A 14,722-nucleotide genomic window follows, 5' to 3' on the forward strand; every position below is an offset into this window, starting at 1 on the left:
CACGGCGGAGAGGGTCCGCCGCGAGCGGGCGTCCGGGGGGGGCGGGGGCGGCCGCTGTCAGGGGTGCATGCGCGCTCCCTTCAGCACCTTGTCGACCGCGTTGCGCGGCCCGTACACGGCGAGGCCGGCGAGGTCCAGCCGGTCCGTGCCCACGGCCCGTACCGCCGCCCGGTTGTCGCGGTCGTTGCCGGTGGTGAAGAGGTCGGTGGTGAACACCGCCCGGGGCAGCGCGCGGGTGAGCGCCCGGCCGTGCGCCGCGGTCAGCGTCTCCTTCGTCCCCTCGAAGACCAGGACGGGCTGGCGGAACATGGGCAGGTACGGGACGTCGTCGCCGTCGGCGTACGGTTCGCCGATCACCTCGGGCAGCTGCGAGCCGAGGCCGCTCACGAGGAAGGCGGTGACGTTCAGCCGCTGCCAGGTCTCCAGGTCCTCGCGGAGCAGCACGGCGATCTTGGTGTCGCATCGGACGGGCGCGGTGTCGGTGGTGTTCATGCACCGAGACTGCCGACCGCCCCGCCGCGCCGTCTTGTACATTCCTTGCATGCCTGCCAGGCAAGAGATCTCGGCGTGGCGGCCGCGGGTTCCGGGGGTCGTGGAGGTGTTCCACGCGCATTTCACCGAGCACGCGTACCCGATGCACGTCCACGACGTGTGGACGCTGCTGATCGTCGACGACGGCGCCGTCCGCTACGACCTGAACCGGCGCGAGCGCGGCACTCCGGACGACACGGTGTCCCTGCTCCCGCCGCAGGTCCCGCACAACGGCTCCCCCGCCACCTCCCGCGGTTTCCGCAAGCGGGTCCTCTATCTGGACCTGACCCAGCTGGACGAGAGCTTCATCGGCCCGGCGGTCGACGGGCCGGACCTGGTCGATCCGCTGCTGCGCCGCCGTGTCGGGCAGTTGCACACGGCGCTCGCGGACCCGGGCGGCGAGCTGGAGGCGCAGAGCCGGCTCGCGCTCATCGGCGAGCGGCTGCGCGACCACCTGCGGCCCCGGATCGCGACCCGCCCGCTGCCGGCGGCCGGTCCCGGCGTCGCCCACGGCCTGCGTGACCTGCTGGACGAACGGCTTCCGCAGGGGCTGTCCCTGGACGAGGCGGCCCGGCGGCTGCACGCCCATCCGGCGCACCTCGTACGGGCGTTCAGCGGGGCCTTCGGCATCGCGCCCCATCAGTACCTGACGGCCCGCCGGATCGACCGTGCCCGACGGCTGCTGCTCGACGGGCAGGCACCGGGCGACGTCGCCGCCGCGACCGGCTTCTACGACCAGTCGCATCTCGGTCGCGCCTTCCGGCGGTTCGTGGGGACCACCCCCGGACGCTTCGCCCGGCAGCAGCCCGGCGGGGTGCCCCTGCCGTAGGCCGGCCGGGCGCCGGACCACCTCGGCCCGCCGGGAACCTCCGGCGCCGCCTCCCCGTTGGACGATGTACCCCCTAGGGGTATACCGAGGAGGCTGTGTGACCACGAGAAGACTGACCGCGCTCACCCCTGAGCAGGCGCCCGGCCGCGCGGGCGAGTTACTGGCCGACATCGCCGAACGGCACGGCTCCGTCGGCGAGATGGTGTCGACGATGGCGCACTCGCCCGCGCTGCTCGACGGCTATCTGAGCCTGTCCCGGGCCATGAGGCGGGTCAGGATCCCCCGCGCACTGAGCGAGAAGCTGTCGCTGGCCGTCCAGGAGTGGATCGGCTGCGGCACCTGCCGCGACGCGCACCGCGAGGCGGGCCGGGCGGCGGGGCTGACCGACGGCGACATCGAGCTGGCCCGGCAGGGCACGTCCACCGACCCTCGCGAGGCGGCCCTCATCGGTCTCGCCCTGCGCGTCCTCGCCGAGCCGGGGTCCCTCTCCGACGGCGACGTCGCCGAGGTACGGGCGCACGGCTGGAGCGACCGGGTCATCGCGGAGGTCGTCGGGGTGGTCACCCTCAACCTCCTCACCGGCGCCTTCAACCTGCTCGCCGGCATCCAGCCGGAGCCCGAAGGCTGACCGGTCCGGCCCGGACCGGTCGGCAGCGCGTCCCGGGACGTCCCGTGGCCCGTCAGGGGAACAGCGGACGGCGGGGTGACGTTGGCCAGAACACGAGAGCCACCTGAGCGCGGACACGAGCACGCGTGCCCGTGCGAGCACCACCAACCCGGAACAGAAGGAAGCACCATGAAGATCGGCATCATCGGCGCCGGGAACATCGGCGGCAACCTCACGCGCCGTCTCAGCGCCCTCGGCCACGACGTCTCCGTGGCCAACTCCCGTGGCCCCGAGACCCTCGGCGCGCTCGCCGAGGAGACCGGCGCCACCCCGGTCGCCGCCACCGAGGCCGCCCGCGGCGCCGAGGTCGTCGTCGTGACGGTCCCCCTGAAGAGCGTCCCCGACCTGCCGGCCGGGCTGTTCGACGGCGCCGCCGAGGGGTTCGTCGTCATCGACACCGGCAACTACTACCCCCGGGAGCGCGACGGCCGCATCGACGCCATCGAGGACGAGGGCCTGACGGAGAGCCGCTGGACCGAGCGTCAGATCGGTCACCCGGTGGTCAAGGCGTTCAACGGGACCTACGCGCAGGACATCCTGGAACGGCCCCGCCCGGCGGGCGACCCGGGGCGGCTCGCCCTCCCGGTCGCCGGGGACGACGCGGCGGCGAAGGAGCGGGTCCGGAGCCTGATCGACGAACTCGGCTTCGACACCGTGGACGCGGGCGGCATCGACGACTCGTGGCGCCAGCAGCCGGACACCCCGGTCTACGGGCTCCGCGACGGCGTGGACGCCGTGACGAAGGCCCTCGCCGAGGCGTCCCCCGAGCGCCCCGAGGGCTTCCGCGGCTGAACCCCCGCCACCAGGACGGCACCCGCGCCGCGGGCCCTGCCCTCCGGGCAGGGCCCCGTGCGTCCGCCATGTTCCCGAAGCAGCAGCGTGCGCGCCGGGATTCAGCGCGCCGCGGATGCCCTGAAGGTGACGGCGGACGCGGGGACGGTGACCTCCGCGTCGCTGCCGAGGGCGTAGGCGGCGACGCGGGAGACCGTCGCGGCCGGGACCGGTTCGCTGACCCCCGGCACCGCCGGGCAGTCCTGGGTGGCGTGCGCGTCGTGCGGCACGACCACCCGGTAGCCGCGCGCCAGAGCCGTACGGGCGGTGGCCTGGACGCACATCTCCGACATGACGCCGCAGACGGCGACCGCCCGCACCCCCGCGTCCGCGAGCACGCCGCCGAGCGGGGTGCCGTGGAAGCCGTCGTCGCGGGGCTTGCGGATCACCACCTCCCGGGGGCCGGGCTCGACCGGGTGGTGGAGCTCCCAGCCCGGTGTGTGGGGCTCGTCCTCGGATCCGGGCGGACCGTCGTTCTGGAGGTGGGCGACGAGCGCCCCTTCCCTGCGCGCCCGGGCGATCAGGTCCGTCGTACGGTCGACGAGCCGGGCGGCCGCGGGCACGGCCCCGTCCCCGGTGACGAACGCCGACTGCACGTCCACGACGATCAGGGCGTCCACGGGCTGTACGAGCTGGGTCATCCCGCCATCATCACGCCCCACCGGCCTTCGCCGCCACGGAGTTACACCGCCGGGACCGGCGGAAACACCCCTGCGCGCGCCACGGACCACGGGTTAGCCTGGCGCGCTGACCAGCAGGACGAGCGGGGTGGGGATGACAGGCATGGAAACGTCCGAGTGGTGGGAGTCGCTGCCGGCCGGGATTCGCGAACAGGTCGACGGCTTCGTCCTCCAGGACGCCCGGATGCAGGCGGTCCGCGCCGTCCTCGACGTCGGCCGCGCCCGCGGCATGGGACTCCACGACATCGAACGCGTCGTCCACCAGCGCTATCTGCACCACGGCGACCGGGTCGCCCGCACCCCCGACAGTCCGCTCGACCAGGAGTCCCTGGCCGCCCGCGCCGCCGGCTGCCCCGGGCGGGTCGTCGCGATCGAGGCGGTGTGGGACGGCGACACCGTCCACGACTGGTTCGTGATCCTCCTCGCGATCCTCGACGAACCCGCCGGCGAGCGGTCCCTGGCCACCCTCTACTGGGACACGGCCGTGCGGTACCTCGGCGACGAGCAGAACGAGCTCAGGAAGCACGGCGGCAAGGGCAAGCCGATCCCCCGCCACCCGTCGGCCGTCGTCGCCGAGCGCGCGGGCGGAGTCTTGGCCGCCGGTCTTTCCGTGCCCTTCCACTTCGCGAGCCCGGACAAGCCGGACGACGATGCTCCGCGCTGGCGGCGCTGAGGACGGCGGAGCTCCGCGCCGGCACAGCCGAGGACGGCGGCGGTGCCGGCGCCCGTCACCGGCCCGGCGCGCTCGGGCGTCCGGCCCGGGACAGCAGCCACTGTCCCGAGACCCCGGTCGCGAACAGGCCGGTGACCAGGGCCGCCAGGGAGACCCCGGGGCCCGAGGTCCAGTCGACGGAGCCGGCGTGCACGGCGAGGACGACGGCGGCGGCGAGGGCGACCGCGGGGACCGCGCGGAGGGCGGGACGGGTGCGGGCGAGGTCGTCCTCCGCCAGGGAGGCGAGCACGCCGACGCCGAGGGACAGCGCCCAGACCCCGAGGCCCTGCGCGTCGGCGCGGTTCACGGTCCAGGGGACCAACGGCCCCCAGAAGGCGGGGAAGGCGAGCAGGCCGGCACCGATGCCGAGCCAGCCCGAACCGAGGACCGCGAGCAGGGGCTTGGACCAGCCGGGCAGCGGCGCCACCGGACCGCCCGGTGCGACGCCCGCGCCGTACGCCGCGCCCCCGCCGCCCTCCCCGGCCCCGTACGCGACCCCGTCCCCGACCGCGTGCGCGGGCCGGACCGGTCTGCGGTACTGGGCGGCGAGGCAGCCCACCGCGGCGAGGGCGAGGGCTCCGAGGGTGGCGACCCAGCCGAGGCTGAACAGGGCCAGGAAGATCGGGCCGCCCTTGAACGCCTGGAGGCTGCCCGCGTTCAGGAGGCTCACGGCGAAGAGGCCGACGAGGACGGTCACGAGCGGCAGCGCGAGGCTTCGCACCTCCTCCCAGAAGCGGGCCCGGCCGATCGTGAACAGGGCGGGCGCCACACCCAGCATGGCCGCGCCGACGAGTCCGGGGCTCAGCGCCTCCGGCGACACCCAGGCCCCCGCCCGGTACCCGAGGAGGCTGGTCACGGCGAGCAGCCCGCCGACGGCGAGACTGATGCCTCCGACGACACCGCTCAGGAGCACGACGGCAGGCGAGAGCTCCCGGCCGCCCACCACACCGGCGCCCTCCGTCCCACGGGCGGGTTCCGTCCCACCGGCCCCTTTCGCCCCCGTACCCGTACCCGCCCCCGACGTCACGCCGCTCTCCTCCACAGCCCCCGCCTCCTCCCCCGTACCCGCGCCGCCGGTCGTCCGCCGGTCGTCCTCGTTCACGCCCGCCGTCCTTCCGGGGCCGTGCCCGCGGTGGCCGCGGCCTGGGCCGAGCGGGTCGGCGGACCGTCGAACGCCCGCCCGCGCTTGAGGAGTTCACGGGCGTACAGGACGCGCAGGCTCACCGCGGTGACGGCGGCGTAGGCGAGCATGCCGCCGCCGATGCCGGCGCCCGCCAGCAGGGCGGTGGGCCGGTCGAGGTCCATGGCCCGTTCCAGTACGGGCACGGTCACCGCCGAGAACGCGGGGGCCAGGCACAGGGCGACGAGGTGCAGCCGCCACTCCTCGCGCGCCCAGGCCGCGCCGCGTGCGCCGGCCCGGGCCGCCCGTACGGCGATGACGGCGTAGGTCACGGCGTAGGGGACGAGGTAGGCGACGAGCAGCCGCCGCCCCGCGGTCCCCTCGTCGAGGAAGGCGACCGTGATCCACGCCAGGCCCGCCGCGCCCGCGAGGTGGGCCGCCACCTGGACCGGGAGCGGGCACCAGGTGCCCGTCAGGCCGGGCACGGTGGCGCGCCGGTCGAGGGCGCGGGAGGCGAGGAGGGCACCGAAGGCCACGAGGGTGCCGAGGTGCATGATCGCGACGCGGTTGATGTCGAGGATGCCGAGCCCGGGGTAGAGCCAGGGCAGGAAGCCCCATTCGAGCCGCAGCAGCGGGGCGGTCATGAGGAAGCCGTAGCAGAGCAGCATCCAGCGCTGGTGCAGGTCGGGGAAGCCGCGGACGGCGGCGAGGACGCCGAAGGTCACGCTGCCGACCGTGCCGACCAGGATCGTGGCGAGCACGATCCAGAACGCGGCGCCGCTGAATGCCTGTTGCGGCGGGGTGCGGACGAGGTAGAGCGCGGCGCCGGCCATCGACACGTACACGGTCACGGCGAACACGGTTCCGGTGATCCGGTGCAGCCGGACGCGCCGTCGTACGGCGGAGAGCAGTTGCACCGGCCCGAGCAGCATGAGGAGGCCGCCCAGCACGGAGTGCACGATCAGCGGGAGCAGGCTGCGCCCGTACGGTCCGATCCGGTCGCGCACCGCCTCGGCGACGAACTCCGGGGAGACGGACCGGCCGAGGAGCCACTCGCCGATGGCGGGCGCCCCGGGGCTGGCGTAGGGCCAGAGTTCGGTCATGGCGATCGGCGCGTACGCCAGGCAGACCACCGTCACCGCGACGGTGGCGGCCCGCCCCCGCCTCGTGCTTGTCGGACGCCCCACGACGGTCCTCCTCCTCCGAAACCGGCATAGTCCTTTCTGGACTATGGAGGAAGGTAGGGCGGGGCCGGGACGAGGTCAACCGGTCGGTAACAAACTCAGGGCTCGCGGCTTTCGACCCACTGCCAGAAATCGACCATCATCCGCTCATAGCGGATGCCGAACTCCAGCGCCTCGCGCTGACCCCGGGTCAGCAGCTCGCCGACGTCGTCGGCCAGCACCTCGTACTCGTCGAGCGTCCGGCGGTGCTCCTCCACCTGGACCGGGGCGTGGACGCGCGGGCTCGCGCCGAACCACAGTTTGAGGATGCCTCGTTCGCGGGCCTCGACCGGCACGAAGGAAGGGTCGGCGAGCCAGCCCCGCAGCGCCGCCGCGCCCTCCTCCGTGAGCCGCATGAGGCGCCGGTTCCGGCCGCCCGGCTGCCGGACCTCGGACAGAAGTCCGGCCTCCAGGAGCCGGTCGCACTGCGCGTAGACCTGCGCGTGCGGCATCGACCAGAACGGCGCCACGGTCCGCGCCGCCTCGACCTTCACGTCGTACGGACTGGCCTCGCCCAAGGTGTCGATGATGCCGAGCACGAGAAAGGAGGGCGTGGTCAAGCGGACTTCAGACATGCCGCGACGGTACCGCGCGATCCGGCCGAAGTCCCTGGTGAGGCGGCCACCCGCCACCCCCACCGGTCGGGAACCCGCCACGCCCGCACCCCGCCCCCGCCGGGTCCCCTTCCGGCCCGGACCCGGCAGCGGCGGCCGTCCGTCACTCCGCCCGCAGGGCGCGCGCCGTGCTCGTGCGGGCCGCCCAGCCGGCCGGGAGCAGGGCTCCGGCGGTCGCGATCAGGACACCCGCCGCCACGAGGAGCAGCAGCAGGGGCGTGCCGTACACGTCGATGTCGGCGGGCGGGATCGTGGTGCCCACGGCACGGCCCATCGCGGGCATGACCCAGCGGTGGAGTCCCACGCCGAGCGGTACGCCCACCGCGCCCGCGACGAGGCCGACGCCGCCGACGGAGGTGAGGACCTGGGCGACCGTCTGGCGCGGGCTCATCCCGAGGGCCTTGCAGACGCCCAGGTCACGGACCCGGTCACGGGTGTCGAGGACGACGGTGTCGAGCACGCCCAGGCAGGCGACGACGACCAGCATCACGGTGAGCATGCCGATCAGGGCCCGCATCGCCCGGATGACGCTCGACTTGCCCTCCTCGGTCACCGCGGCCTCCGCGCCGAGCGGGGCCACGGCGGCGTCCAGCCGCTCGGCGTACGCCGCCGGGTCCGTGCCGGGGGCGACGGTGACGGCGAAGTCGCCCGGCAGATAGCGGGGGTGCAGCGCGGCGACCGACGCGGTGGCGGTCCGCACGGTCATGCCGCCGTCGCCCAGGTCGAAGACCTCGCCGACGATCCGGACCCGGACCGTGCGGCCCTGTTCGGAGAGGGCGACCGACTCCCCCACCCGGACGCCCGCCGCGCGCAGGAAGCGCGTCGCCGCGACGGCTTCCCCGGTGGCCCCGAACCAGCGTCCGGAGACCATCGTGTGGCGGCTGCCCGCGGTGTCCCCCTCGTACGCGACGAGCGGCGCACCGCCCTTGAGGCCGGCCACCCCGATCTGCGTACGGGCGATCCGGTAGAACGACGCCGTCCCCGGCAGCGCGGCCGTCGCGGCCGCCACCGCCGCCGGGTCCGCGGGCCTCCCCGGCCGGGGCTCGCCCGGTCCGTCGCCGGGCCGGGCCAGGGTGTTGACGGTGACGTCACCGCCCCTGTCCGGGTCCCCGTCGGCCTTCACGGCGGTCAGCGTGCTGCCGAGCCCCACCGCGAACGTCACCGCGAGGGCGCCGAACGCCACCGCCGCGGCCGTGGTCGCCGAACGCCCCGGCCGCGCGAACGGCGCGGCGAGCCCCAGGGTGACCGGGCGGGGCAGCGGCAGTCGGCCCAGCGGGCCGCGGATCCACCGGCCCCGGGTCCGGCCGCCGGCCGGGCCGAGGCGGAGGGCCGTCGCGGTCGGCAGCCGGGCCGCCCGCAGCGCGGGGCCGAAGGCGGTGACGGCCACGACGAGGAGGGCGCCGGCCGGCACCAGGAGGTTCACCCGGAGCGGGATCAGCACCGCCGTCGTCCCGTACGTCTCCGCCACCTCGGCCATCAGGGGCACGGCGAGCGCGTTGCCCAGGGCGACGCCGAGCACGGCCCCCGCGGTCCCCGGGATCAGGGCCTGGGCCACGTACGCGCGCCCGATCTGGAGCGGGGTGAAACCGAGGGACTTGAGGATGCCGATCCGGCGGGTCGCGGCGCTCACGGCGCCGCTCACCACGATGCCGATCACCAGGACCGACAGGGCGAGACCGAGGAGGGCGAAGGCGGAGACGAAGGGGACGAAGGCCGCCGTGTTCTCCTGCGCGTCCTCGCGGACGTCGAGATACGACCGGCTGCCGGCGACCGCGCCCGGCGGCACGGCGGCCGCGATCGCCCCGCGCCCCGCCGCGACCTCGGCGCGGGTGTCGGCCCGGGTCAGCCGGTACAGCATCTGGAGCGCGGGGCGCTGCGCCCCCGCGAGGGGAGCGAGCTGTTCGGGCACGACCCAGGCGTCGGCGCTGCCGCCCGCCGTCTCGGCGATGCCGACCACGGTGAGAACGAGGTTCCCCGCCGTCAGCCGCGACCCCGGGCGCACGCCCGGCGGGCCGGAACCCGTCTCCAGGACGATCTCCCCCTGCGCGCGGACCCAACGGCCGGCGGTCAGACCCACCTGGTCCACCGGCGCGCCGGCGGCGGCCCGGCCGACGATCGTCAGGGGCGGCGGCTCGAAGCCGGGCGGCGCCGCCCCGTCCGCACGCAGGCGTACGGAGGCAACGCCGAAGGGTCCCGCCGCGGCGGCCACGCCGGGCACGCCCGCCGTTCCGGCCAGTCGGCCCGCTGTGACGGCGGTGCCGTCGAACTGCACGGTCAGATGTGCCCCGTTCTGACGGGCGAAGGCCCGGTCGAAGGGCGCCGACGACGCCACGAGGAGGCCGACCGCGAGGACGGCCGCCGCGACCGACAGGAGAGTCGTCAGCACCATCACGGCGGTCTGCGTCCGCCGCCGCCCCACTCCGGCCCGTACGACCCGGCCGAGGGCGCCGCCGTTCATCGGGCCACCGCCGTGACGTCCCGGGCGACGCGGCCGTCGACGAGTTCGATCGTGCGGGTCGCGCAGGCCCCGGCCAGGGCGAGGTCGTGGGTGACGAGGACGACGGTCTGTCCACCGGCGTGGAGCTCGCGGAGGAGGTCGCGGACGTCCGCGCCGGACGCGGAGTCCAGGGCACCCGTCGGCTCGTCGGCGAGAAGCAGCGGAGGCCGGTTCATCAGGGCCCGCGCGACGGCGACGCGCTGGCGCTCGCCGCCGGAGAGCCGGCCGGGGTGTGCCTTCGCGTGCCGGGCGACGCCGAGCTGTTCGAGCAGTTCGGCGGCGCGCGCCGCGGCCCTGGCCCTCGGCATCCCGGCCAGCTGGGCCGGGAGGAGGACGTTGTCCGTGACCGTGAGGTCGTCGAGGAGGTGGAAGAACTGGAAGACCATGCCGATGCGGCTGCGCCGGTACTTCGCCGAGGCGGCCTCCGTCAGCCGGTCGACGCGGAGCCCGTCCACCGTCACCCGGCCGGTGCTCGGGCGGTCGAGCCCGGCGAGGAGGTTGAGCAGGGTCGACTTTCCGCTGCCCGACGGGCCGAGGACGGCGACGGCCTCGCCCCGGCCGATCTCCAGGGTCAGGTCCGACAGCGCGGCCCGGCCGTCGTCGTACGTCCTTCCGACGTCTCTCAGCTCGATCAGGGGATCGGAATCGGTCATGGGCGGGTCCTCCGGGGTCTCGGGGTGTCGCGTCGGGGTCTCGGGGTGTCGTCGAGTGGCTCGGGATGTCGTCGGGGGTCGCCGCTCGCTCGCGGGCCCACCGGGAGGGCCGCCGGTCCGCTCCCGACGGCCGGGCCGGACGCTCGTCCGACCGCCCCCGACGCTAGGAACGGCCGCCCCGCGCCCGCGTCGGCCGCGGTGACCACCGCGCGTACCGTGTCCGGCGGAGGCGCGCCCGTGTCATCCGCGCGATGTACACCGCGGGGACGGCGCCCTGGTCCCCGCGACCGATCCGCGGCGCGCCCGCCGCTTGGCACACTGCACCGGTGAGCAGGTACGAGAGATTCGCCGACCGGATACGCGGGGCGCGCGCGCTCGGCGCGTTGCGGACGTTCGGAGCGACGCGCACGTTCGGAGCGATGCCCCCGCTGTCCCGCTGGGCGTGGGCAGCCGACGGGCTGCTCGCGCTGGCGCTGGCGGTCGCCACGATCGTCGGCGATCTGAACCGCGCGTACGTCGAGCTGCGGCCGGATCTGGCGGGGAGCCCGGTCCGGGTGCCCGGGCAGCTGCCCCTGCCGCCGCAGCCGACGGAGGGCCCACCGCTGCCGCGCCCCGTGCCCGCCGTGGAACACCTCCTGCCGCCGGTGGAGTTGTGGGAGGTGGCCGCGGCGGCACTGACCGCGCTGCCGCTGGTCCTGCGCCGCCGCTTCCCGCTCACCGTCTACTGGGTGGTGACGGTGGCGGCCGTCCTGCTGCACCTGGGCGACACCGCCGACGACGCGACGACCGTCACGTTCGCCTCGGGGCTCGTCGCCGCGTACAGCGCGGCCATGTACAGCCCGCACCGGAAGGCCGTGGCCGGCTCCCTCCTGGCGGGCGTGCTGCTGTACGCCGTGTTCCCGCTGGTCCCGGACGTGGAATCCGACCTCGTACCCGTCCTCGTCCTGCTGCCGGTCGCCCTCGCCTCGCACGGCGTCCACCTCTGGCGGGAACGGGAGCGGGCACTGCGCGCGGAGCGGGAGGAGGACCTGCGCGGGGCGGTCGAGGCGGAACGGGCCCGGATCGCCCGCGAACTGCACGACGTGGTCACCCACAACGTGAGCATGATGACGATCCAGGCCGGTGCCGCGCGCACGGTCCTGGCCACCTCACCGGACCTGGCGCGTGAGGCGATGCTGGCGGTGGAGGCGGCGGGACGGACCGCCCTGTCGGAACTCCGGCACGTCATGGGGCTGCTGACGATGGCGGCGGACGGCCCCGATCCGGCGACGGACGTGGACCTCGCGCCGCAGCCGGGCCTGGACCGGCTGACCGAACTGACCGACCGGGTGCGCTCCTCCGGCGTACCGGTGGCGCTGGAGGTGCGCGGCACGCCCGTACCGCTGCCGTCGGGCATGGACCTCGCCGCGTACCGGGTGGTGCAGGAGGCGCTGACGAACGTGGTGAAGCACGCGGCGGGCGCGCGGGTTTCGGTGACCGTCGCGTACGCCGCGGACCGGCTGGAGGTCGAGGTCTCCGACACGGGCGGCCGGCCGCGACGGTCCCCGGAACCGACTCCCGGCGGCGGTCACGGCCTGCTCGGCCTGCGGGAACGCCTCGCGGTCTACGGCGGTACGCTGCGGGCCGAAAGACGCCCGCACGGCGGCTACCTGGTCCGTGCGGAGATTCCGTGGGAGGCACCGTGACCGACGCTCCGCGTGTGGTGATCGTCGACGACCAGGCGCTCGTGCGGACCGGGTTCCGGATGATCCTCGCCGCCGACGGCATCGACGTGGTCGCGGAGGCGGCCGACGGCGACGCGGCGGTGTCCGCGGTCCGCCGGACCCGGCCGGACGTCGTCCTGATGGACATCCGGATGCCGGGCACCGACGGCCTGGAGGCCACCCGCCGGATCCTCGCGGACGACGGGACCCCACCCAGGATCGTCGTCCTCACCACCTACGACCTCGACCGCTACGTGTACGCGGCCCTCGCCGCCGGCGCGAGCGGCTTCCTCCTCAAGGACGTCACCCCCGAGCACCTCACGGCGGCGGTCCGCCTCGTCCGCTCCGGCGACGCCCTCCTGGCACCCGCGATCACCCGCCGCCTCGTGGAGCGCTTCGCCACCTCCGGCACCGAGGCGGGGCCGATCGCTCCGCACCGCGAACTGGCCACCCTCACCCCGCGCGAGCTGGAAGTCCTCGAAGCCCTGGCCCGCGGCCACAGCAACGCCGAACTGGCCGCGCGCTTCCACCTGAGCGAGGCCACGGTGAAGACGCACGTCGCCCGCGTCCTGTCCAAACTACGGCTCCGCGACCGGGCCCAGGCGGTGATCGCCGCCTACGAGACGGGTCTCGTGACTCCGGGATCCGACCAACGGGGCTCCACCCCCGGCGCGGGAAACTCCGGGAACGGCGGAAACGCCGCCTCCGGCTGAGCCGCGAGCCCGTCCGCCGGCGTCGCCTCCGGACGGAGCAGGTCGCCCAGCGCGCTCAGCCGGATGAGCCGGAGGATCCACGGCTGGTCGCACAGAAGCCGCCACCGCGTCCCGCGCCGCTGCGCGCCCCCGGCACACCGCGCGAGGAGGCCCAGCCCGGTGGCGTCGCAGAAGCCGACGCGCCGGATGTCCACGGTCAGCGCATCGGACTCCCGCACGAGTGCGTCGAGCTCTGGCCGCAGGTGCCGCACCAGCACGAGGTCGAGCTCACCGCGCAGCGCGGCAACGGTCACACCGTCCGCCGAGCGGACGACAAGGTACGGGTCATGACGAGGAATCAGCTGCATCGGACGCTCCACAGGGCGGCTCCATGTGTCACGTCGAGGGTGGCCGTGCCCCCACGGGCAGGGACGTTTCGCCTCGACCGCTATCACCTGAATCGGTGAATCCGTACCCCGTCCCACCCCGCCCGTCCGCCCGAACTCCGAACTGACGCTCGACAGACGGGGCCTTCGCCGTGGTGATCGCGGGCGGCCCGGCTAGGGAAGGGACTCAAGCCGGGCAGCCACTCCGAGCGAGGTCCGCAGCTCGTCCTCGAACCGCGCGGGGTGGAGCGCCGCGAGCTTCCGGTAGTGGCCGGTGGATTCGCGGATCGCGACCAGACCTTCCTCCGTCAGCCCCACTTCGCCCAACTGGGTAGCGAGGTTGTTCAGGGACCTGGCGAGGTCGGGTACATAGGCGTCGGGACTCGCCTCGGCCAACGCCCGATAGTGGCCGACGGCCTCGCGGATCGCCACCAGACCCTCCTCCCGCGCCCCCACCTCGCTCAACCGGTTGGAGAAGTTGTTCAGGGACATGGCGAGGTCGGGCACATAGGCGTCGGGACTCGCCTCGGCCAACGCCCGGTAGTGGCCGACGGCCTCGCGGATCGCCACCAGACCCTCCTCCCGCAGCCCGACTTGACTCAACCGGATGGAGAGGTTGTTCAGGCATCCGGCCAGATCGGGCAGGTGAGCGTCGGGGCTCGCCTCAGCCAACGCCCGGCGGATCTCGAAGGCTTCGCGGATCGCCGCCAGACCCTCCTCCCGCAACCCCACCTCTGCCAGGTCGGTGGACAGATTGTCCAGGGACATGGCGAGGCCAGGCAGGTAGGCGTCCGGACTCGCCTCGGCCAACGCCCGATAGTGGCCGACGGCCTCACGAATCGCGACCAGACCCTCCTCCTGCACCCCCGCTTCCCTCAACTGGATGGAGAGGTTGTTCAAGGACATGGCCAGGTCAGGCACATAGGCGTCCGGAATCGCCTCGGCCAACGCCCGATAGTGGCCGACGGCCTCACGAATCGCGACCAGACCCTCCTGCCACACGCCCGCATCCCTCAACCGGTTGGAGAGGTTGTTCAAGGACATGGCCAGGTCAGGCAAGTAGGCGTCGGGACTCGCCTCGGCCAACGCCCGATAGTGCCCAGCCGCCTCACGGATCGCGACCAGACCCTCCTTGTGCAACCCCACCTCCCCCAGGTCGACAGAGAGGTTGTTGAGGGATCCGGCGAGTTCAGGCAGGTACGCGTTGGGACTCTCCTCGGCCAACGCCCGGCGGATATCGACGGCTTGACGGGTCGCGGCCAGGCCCTCCTCCCGCAGCCCGACCGCCCCCAATCGGTTGGCCAGATTGTGCAGGGATCGGGCGAGATCGGGCAGGTAGGCATCGGGATTCGCCTCGCACAGAACCCCGTCGTGGGCGACGGCCTCACGGATCGCCGCCAGACCCTCCTCCCACAACCCCAACTCCCCCAGACCGGCAGAGAAGTTATTCAGGGATATGGCAAGGTGGGGCAGATAAGCGTCGGGATCCGCGTCGGCCAGTACCCGGTAGTAGCCGACAGCCTCGCGGATCGCCACCAGACTCTCCTCCCACCGCCCCACCGCCTCCAACCGTAGGTAGAGGTT

Annotated in this window: 15 protein-coding genes; 6 read left to right on the plus strand and 9 right to left on the minus strand. The window is 74.4% G+C overall.

The window, feature by feature from the left end:
* Nucleotides 1–57 precede the first annotated feature (57 nt).
* On the minus strand, nucleotides 58–543 hold the full coding sequence (locus ACFVZH_RS13120; RefSeq protein ID WP_384896273.1) for a DUF2000 family protein: 486 nt from the start codon (nucleotides 541–543) through the stop codon (nucleotides 58–60).
* On the opposite strand from ACFVZH_RS13120, the gene ACFVZH_RS13125 reads away from it, so the two are divergent.
* The 3 genes from ACFVZH_RS13125 (at nucleotide 542) to ACFVZH_RS13135 (ending at nucleotide 2,819) form a co-directional block, all read left to right on the plus strand.
* Nucleotides 542–1,360, plus strand: a complete 819-nt coding sequence (locus ACFVZH_RS13125) for an AraC family transcriptional regulator (protein WP_384896275.1) — start codon at nucleotides 542–544, stop codon at nucleotides 1,358–1,360. The genes ACFVZH_RS13120 and ACFVZH_RS13125 overlap by 2 nt on opposite strands.
* Before the next feature lie 97 nt (nucleotides 1,361–1,457).
* Nucleotides 1,458–1,988 (plus strand): carboxymuconolactone decarboxylase family protein, encoded by a 531-nt coding sequence (locus ACFVZH_RS13130; protein WP_384896277.1) that lies wholly within the window; start codon nucleotides 1,458–1,460, stop codon nucleotides 1,986–1,988.
* A 75-nt stretch (nucleotides 1,989–2,063) separates the two neighbouring features.
* Nucleotides 2,064–2,819, plus strand: coding sequence for an NADPH-dependent F420 reductase (locus tag ACFVZH_RS13135; protein ID WP_384896279.1), 756 nt, complete (start codon nucleotides 2,064–2,066; stop codon nucleotides 2,817–2,819).
* Nucleotides 2,820–2,920: 101 nt separating this feature from the next.
* On the opposite strand, the gene ACFVZH_RS13140 is transcribed toward ACFVZH_RS13135, so the two are convergent.
* Nucleotides 2,921–3,499, minus strand: a complete 579-nt coding sequence (locus tag ACFVZH_RS13140; protein ID WP_384896281.1) for an isochorismatase family protein — start codon at nucleotides 3,497–3,499, stop codon at nucleotides 2,921–2,923.
* A 142-nt stretch (nucleotides 3,500–3,641) separates the two neighbouring features.
* On the opposite strand from ACFVZH_RS13140, the gene ACFVZH_RS13145 reads away from it, so the two are divergent.
* A complete protein-coding gene (locus ACFVZH_RS13145; protein WP_384896283.1) occupies nucleotides 3,642–4,211 on the plus strand; it encodes a hypothetical protein in 570 nt (189 codons plus the stop codon).
* 55 nt (nucleotides 4,212–4,266) lie between these two features.
* On the opposite strand, the gene ACFVZH_RS13150 is transcribed toward ACFVZH_RS13145, so the two are convergent.
* The 5 genes from ACFVZH_RS13150 to ACFVZH_RS13170 all read right to left on the minus strand — a co-directional run bounded on the left by ACFVZH_RS13150 (nucleotide 4,267) and on the right by ACFVZH_RS13170 (nucleotide 10,357).
* A complete protein-coding gene (locus tag ACFVZH_RS13150; RefSeq protein WP_384896285.1) occupies nucleotides 4,267–5,352 on the minus strand; it encodes a hypothetical protein in 1,086 nt (361 codons plus the stop codon).
* Nucleotides 5,349–6,557, minus strand: a complete 1,209-nt coding sequence (locus tag ACFVZH_RS13155; RefSeq protein WP_384896287.1) for a DUF2306 domain-containing protein — start codon at nucleotides 6,555–6,557, stop codon at nucleotides 5,349–5,351. Before ACFVZH_RS13155 ends, ACFVZH_RS13150 begins: the two co-directional genes overlap by 4 nt.
* Before the next feature lie 95 nt (nucleotides 6,558–6,652).
* Complete coding sequence (locus ACFVZH_RS13160; protein WP_384896289.1) at nucleotides 6,653–7,168, minus strand: PadR family transcriptional regulator; 516 nt, start codon at nucleotides 7,166–7,168, stop codon at nucleotides 6,653–6,655.
* Between the two features lie 142 nt (nucleotides 7,169–7,310).
* Nucleotides 7,311–9,665 carry an ABC transporter permease gene (locus tag ACFVZH_RS13165; RefSeq protein WP_384896291.1) on the minus strand — a complete coding sequence of 785 codons (2,355 nt, stop codon included), beginning with the start codon at nucleotides 9,663–9,665 and terminating at the stop codon, nucleotides 7,311–7,313.
* Nucleotides 9,662–10,357 carry an ABC transporter ATP-binding protein gene (locus ACFVZH_RS13170; protein ID WP_384896293.1) on the minus strand — a complete coding sequence of 232 codons (696 nt, stop codon included), beginning with the start codon at nucleotides 10,355–10,357 and terminating at the stop codon, nucleotides 9,662–9,664. The genes ACFVZH_RS13165 and ACFVZH_RS13170 overlap by 4 nt, the downstream gene beginning before the upstream one ends.
* Nucleotides 10,358–10,683: 326 nt before the next feature.
* Between ACFVZH_RS13170 and ACFVZH_RS13175 the strand changes: the two genes are divergently transcribed.
* Nucleotides 10,684–12,042, plus strand: a complete 1,359-nt coding sequence (locus ACFVZH_RS13175) for a sensor histidine kinase (protein ID WP_384896295.1) — start codon at nucleotides 10,684–10,686, stop codon at nucleotides 12,040–12,042.
* Nucleotides 12,039–12,773, plus strand: coding sequence for a response regulator (locus ACFVZH_RS13180; RefSeq protein ID WP_384896297.1), 735 nt, complete (start codon nucleotides 12,039–12,041; stop codon nucleotides 12,771–12,773). The genes ACFVZH_RS13175 and ACFVZH_RS13180 overlap by 4 nt, the downstream gene beginning before the upstream one ends.
* Here ACFVZH_RS13180 and ACFVZH_RS13185 read toward each other — a convergent pair.
* Together ACFVZH_RS13185 and ACFVZH_RS13190 are read right to left on the minus strand one after the other, a co-directional pair.
* A complete protein-coding gene (locus ACFVZH_RS13185) occupies nucleotides 12,677–13,120 on the minus strand; it encodes an STAS domain-containing protein (protein WP_384896299.1) in 444 nt (147 codons plus the stop codon). The two genes, ACFVZH_RS13180 and ACFVZH_RS13185, sit on opposite strands and share 97 nt — an antisense overlap.
* 192 nt (nucleotides 13,121–13,312) lie before the next feature.
* Complete coding sequence (locus tag ACFVZH_RS13190; protein ID WP_384896300.1) at nucleotides 13,313–14,674, minus strand: tetratricopeptide repeat protein; 1,362 nt, start codon at nucleotides 14,672–14,674, stop codon at nucleotides 13,313–13,315.
* Between the last annotated feature and the right edge of the window lie 48 nt (nucleotides 14,675–14,722).

Origin of the sequence: Streptomyces sp. NPDC059534 (assembly GCF_042743475.1) — a bacterium.
Taxonomy (GTDB): domain Bacteria; phylum Actinomycetota; class Actinomycetes; order Streptomycetales; family Streptomycetaceae; genus Streptomyces.